The sequence below is a fragment of the Methylibium sp. genome (genome assembly GCF_013817345.1).
Classification (GTDB): Bacteria; Pseudomonadota; Gammaproteobacteria; order Burkholderiales; family Burkholderiaceae_C; genus Methylibium.
The window spans coordinates 1-4529 of the sequence record NZ_JACDCW010000174.1 but is presented as its reverse complement, the minus strand read 5'-3'; the positions used below and the strand labels follow the sequence as shown (position 1 = coordinate 4529).

The following is a 4529-nucleotide window of genomic DNA, read 5'->3' as shown; positions in this document are numbered from 1 at the left end:
GATGCTGTGCAGGCGCCCGCGCTCGTCATAGCGGTAGCGCGCGAGCGTGCCGTCCGGGTAGGTGACGAGATCGATGAGACCGTCGGGGCGATGCGAGGTTTGCAGTACCAGCGGCCCATCGGTTGCCGATTGCATCGACTTGCGGGAGATGCGTCCCCGCTCGTCATAGTCGTACAGCACGACGCCACCTTCGTCGTCGACCCGCACCAGCCGTCCGCCGGCGGTGTGCAGCCCTGCATCGGCCGGTGCCGGAGCGCCGTTGTCGTGATAGACGTAGCGCGCCACCGGTGACATGGCTGCGCTGCCATGGCGCACTTCGATCGGTCGGTTCGCAAGATCGAAGCGGCGCAGCACACGCGCTGAACCGGTGCGCGACTCCACCGTATTGCCGCTGGCGTCAATCACCGCGACCTGGATTTGCTCAGGCCGCTCGACGCGCAGCACATGGCCCAGGAGGTCGTGGGTGAAGCGAGTGCGAACGCCGCTGGCATCGACGTGTTCGATCAAGCGCCCCTTGACGTCGTAGGTATCGCTCGAGGTAAGCACCTGCGTCCCGAGCAACTGCTCTATGCGCGTGACTCGCCCTGCCACGTCAACGAAGCGGCGCGTGACCGTGCCGGTGTGCTGCGCGGACGCATCGGCGCGGTTGTCCTCCTCGTCGGCTTCTTCGATCAAGCCGGGCAGGTAGCGGGCAGTGGCGATGGCACCATCCGGGCGGATCGTGCGCACCGCGCGTCCAAGGGCGTCGTAGACGATCTCCGTGTGGGGATCGCCCGGCTCGGGAGCCGCATAGGCCGCGCCTGCCGGACGGCGGGTCAGGTAAGTTCGCGCCAGCACGCCGCGCGGTCCGAAGACATTGCAAGCGTCGATGACCTCGCCCAACGCGTCCGATACGCGCCGTTCGATCAACCGTCCGTTGCCGTCGATGAACTGGCGTTCGGTCCGGCGGGGCGTGGCAGCAGAGGTTCGGTGCGAAACAACAAGCTGCACCGGCACGGTGCTGGTGTCGTAGGTGTAGGACACGGTCGGTTCTGCATCGCTGTCGCCGGGCTCGACCTTGTTCAGCATCCGAGCCAGCGCGTCGAATCGGGCGGTGGACCTCGCGCCGGACGGTTCGGTGATCGCTGTGGGCTGATAGACACGCAGGTCGAACTCGGCCCTGACCTCGTTGCCCATCGCGTCACGCACGCGCACTGGGTAGCATCCCGCCCTCTCGAAACGCAGCGCCGACACCCCGCCGCGCGGGCCGGTGATGCGCCCGTGTAATCCGTCGGCGTCCACCATGCGCTCGAAACGGCCCAGCTCGACCCACCACCCGTTTGTGCCGGCACGGCGCGTGTAACCCAGCGCTGCGAAGTCAGGCGGATCAGCGCCGTACACCTCCACCGCCCCGGCGTCGGTGAGTGCCAATGCGGCGCGTGCAGTAAGGAGCCCTTGTGCGCCGACTTGCCCCAAGGGCAGTTGGTCGTATTCGGCGCGCGTCTCCGCCAGCAGGGTGCCCTCCCCGTCCGTTTGCCTTGCGCGAGACAGGCGCTGGCGGAAGCGCCCGGCGGGGTCCACCGCGTAGTCGGTGAAGGTGTGCAGCGTGGCGGTCGGCTCGGCCTGTCCCTCGACAAAGCTATGCTCGACCGCCTCGGTCACGTTGCCTTCGGGGTCCCAGGCGAGCTGCTCGCTGACGATCCAACTCACCGCGGTCGGGGCGCCTTCAAAGGTGAAGCGGGTGTTGCTGCGCAGGCGCGGCACGACGGTGAAGCCCGCCGTCGCGTCAGCCACTTCCCAGTCCTGGGCGAGCCGGTCGAAGCGTCGGCCATCTTCGCCGGTGCGCTCCTGTCGGAACAGCCGTCCGCGGATCGCGCGCCAGCGGCGACGCTCGGCCTGCGTCGCCGGTTCCGTCCCGTCCGGCAGCAGCCCGGTGTGAAACCAGCGCGTGGTTCGCAGGGTGGCCACGCTTGCGTCCCCGACGTCTTCGGACTCGACTCGGCCAAAGCCGCAGACCTCGCGCAGCACGCCGTCGTAGCGACCCTCGTGGTAGGCGAACCGCGTGACGCTGTCGGCGCCGCCCGATTGGTCCGAGATGCGGACCTCGCCAACCACCGGCAGCACGAACGGCAGCCGGGTGGTCCACGCAGCGCCGCGCAAGGCGTCTCGGCTCGCCTCGAGTGCTGAGGTGGAGTAGCTAACCTGCGTGCGGCGGCCGATGGAGTTGTCGATGACGTTCAGTAGCCCACAGCGGACGCCGCCCAGAGGATCGAGCACGAACCAGCGGGCACGACCGGACGCAAGCGTGGCCGTCCAGCACAGGCCGGGGCTGCCGGTACCGAACAGGTCGGCGACGCGCAGATCCCGCATTGCTTCCGTCGGAAGATGCTCGATCTCGCGCGGCGCCTCGAATCCACTGCCCCAGCGATTCGGCCACCAGCGCACGAGGCCATCGCCCACGTAAATCACGTCTGCGCATCCGTCGCCATCGAGATCGACCACGAAGACGCGGTTTGGATCGACATCGAAGGGCAGGCGCGGCGGGGTGGTCATGGACACCGCATCGCCAAACCGACCGAAGCCGAGGTAGGGCCAATACGTCACTCCTCGCCCATCGACCCGGACGACATCCGGCGAGCCGTCGCCGGTCATGTCTGCACAGAACACGTGAGGGTCGGCCAAGTCACTCGGGGGCCCAGCCGGCGTCGCGGGCACGACCACGGGAGTCGGCTGCCAGTCGCCGCGCTCGTTGCGCTGCGCCAGCATCAACGCATTGCCATTGCTCCACAGCAGATCGATCAGGCCGTTGCCGTCGAAGTCGGCAAGGCGGCATCTTGGTGAGGCCAGCGCCAATGCTGGTGCCTCGCCCCAGGCAACCGGCCGTGCGAAACCCTGAGACGTTCGCGGCTGGTATCCGCGCAGCGGTTGGTCAACGCGGACCACGTCGGCCAAGCCATCGCCATCGATGTCCACGAGGGCAGCTTGGGCACCGGTGCTCGCCAACTGCGGCACCAGACCGGCGTTGCGCGGGCGACCCCACAGGCCGCCCAGGTTTGGCCACACGCGGGCGGTGCCCGCTATGCCGATCTCGAGCACGTCGGGCAGCCCGTTGCCATTCCAGTCGACCAACTCCACGCGACCCCGGTCGCCCAAGCCCGGCGGCAGGGCGCCTTCGTCGAGCGCTCCCATGCGCTGCAGGCGAGGCGCGGCAGGCTCGGTGTAAGCCAGGCGCAGCGGCGGTGCGGACAGCGACGCACCGTCGTCGTCGAAGCCGGACAGTGTGATCGAGCTGAGGAGCGAGGCGCCGTTCGGTTGCGCGACGGAATAGCCGATGTCCCACCGCCGCACGAGGCTGTGTGCGGCGCCGATGAGGTGGAGCTCTACCTTCGCACAGCGCTCGTCGGTCTGAAGCAGGAAGCCGCCGCGGCCCCAGCGAAGCGGGTCGGGCCGCGGCTCATGGTGAAACTCGACCCGGTACGGCCCGTAGGTCAGTTCGTCAAGGTAGCGCTGGGCACCGGATGCGCGCCAGGTGAAAGTGGCCGTCTGGCCGAGGTTGTCCTCCACGCGGTGTGCCAGCCAGGCCCAAGTGCCGCCGGCCAGTCCGGCGATGCGGCTGTCCGCGCTGGTGCCAAGCTCATAGCGCGTGCCGGCGCGATCCGTGACCCGGAAACCGTCGCCCAGGCGTTCGATTCGCCAGTCGCCGGTTTCGACCTCGGGGCGCAGGCTGCCGTCGGGCAGGCGTACCAGAGGTCCCGAGCCTTCGAGCACCAAGATGTCGCTGTTGTCATAACGCGGCCGGCCGATCATCGTGGTGCGCAGGATGCGCGGCAGCTGCAAAGACCAGCCCATGCCGAACGGTCCGTTGCTCGACGCCGAGTCATAGCGCAGGGACAGCTTCGGTCCAATGTCGTTGGGGCCGTTGGGCAAGCCGAGGGGGACGTTGAAAGCGCCTGTGCCGCTGTGCAAGTCAGGCGTAAAGGTCTCCCCGAGGCCGTCTAGGCCGCCACCGCCTCCTGGCAACGAAGGCGCCTGGCTCGCGAATCCGACGTCGATCGACATGGCCGGCCTCAGCTGCGCGGCGTGAAGGTGTAGGACAGCACCAATGCGATGTTGTCGATCGCCGACAGGGCCAGCGCGCCATCGGTTACCCATCCCGGGTTGTCGGCGGCCTGGAGCTCGATGCGGTAGTCGCCCAGCGCCGTGCCACCCGCGGCGCCCGCCAGGTCATCGACCGCCACCGTGCCGTCGGCGGCTGTGATGACGCGCACCGCCGGCTTGCCGGGCGCTGCAACGTGCAGCACGAGGCCGCCAGCGCGGGCGCGCGGCGTCGTTGCGACGACCAGGCTGAGCTCGGCGAGTTGCGGGTCGGTCTCGGACGGGGCGAAGTCGCCGCGTGCGAGCGGCAGCGCCAGCACGCCAGAGCCGTAGAACAGGAAGAAGGCATCCGGATACAGCCAACGCAGGGGATAGGGCCGTTGCCGCTGGTTGGCCTGCGGAAGAGCGGCCAGCTCGGCCAGCACCAGCTCCCGCAGGTCGGGGTCGAAGCGCGC

At 68.8% G+C, this 4529-nt stretch carries 1 protein-coding gene and 1 pseudogene; both read right to left on the bottom strand.

Annotated features, from left to right (window positions below):
* The coding region (locus H0W40_RS19330; RefSeq protein WP_292449469.1) for a toxin TcdB middle/N-terminal domain-containing protein at positions 1-4038 on the bottom strand (4038 nt) is incomplete at its 3' end.
* 8 nt (positions 4039-4046) lie between these two features.
* Positions 4047-4529 (bottom strand): annotated as a pseudogene (locus tag H0W40_RS19325) (hypothetical protein); the annotation flags it as partial.